General features: G+C 65.1%; 1 protein-coding gene. It reads left to right on the top strand.

Features of this window, described 5'->3' with window-relative positions; all coding sequences use genetic code 11:
* On the top strand, positions 1–752 hold a 752-nt coding region (locus AC1DIS_RS30060), incomplete at both ends, for a calcium-binding protein (RefSeq protein WP_477781312.1).

A 752-nucleotide genomic window follows, 5' to 3' on the forward strand; every position in this document is an offset into this window, starting at 1 on the left:
CGACCTGAACAACACCCTGCTCGGCAATGCCTACAACAACACCCTGCAAGGCGGGGCCGGCAATGACTGGCTGGATGGCGGCGCCGGCGCCGACACCCTCAGCGGCGGCAGCGGCGACGACACCTACGTCATCGACAACGCCACCGACAMGGTCACTGAGCTCGCCGACGAAGGCCGCGACCTGATCCGCACGACGGTGAGCTACACCCTCTCGGCCAACGTCGAAGACGGCGTGCTGCTCGGCACCRCCGCGTTGAACCTCACCGGCAACGAACTCGATAACAGCCTCACCGGCAACGCCGCCGCCAACTTCCTCGACGGCAAGGCCGGGGCTGATACCCTGGACGGCGGGGCTGGCAACGACACCTACGTGGTCGACAACCTCGGCGACACGGTAATCGAGCGCGGCACCTCGCTGRSCGARATCGACACGGTGCTGTCGTCGATCAGCTACACCCTGGGCAGCAACCTCGAGAACCTGACCCTCACCGGCAGCGACCAGCTCGACGCCACCGGCAACGCCCTGAACAACGTGCTGATCGGCAACAGCGGCAACAACGTGCTGGATGGTGGCCTCGGCGCCGACGTGATGATGGGCGGCTTCGGCAACGACACCTACATCGTCGACAACCTCAAGGACACGGTCACCGAGACCAGTACCCTGGCGAGCGAAATCGACACCGTACGTTCCTCGGTGAGCTGGACCCTGAGTGCCAACCTGGAAAACCTCACCCTCACCGGCAGCGACAACC

This window comes from Pseudomonas sp. 05N433 (assembly GCF_056396925.1).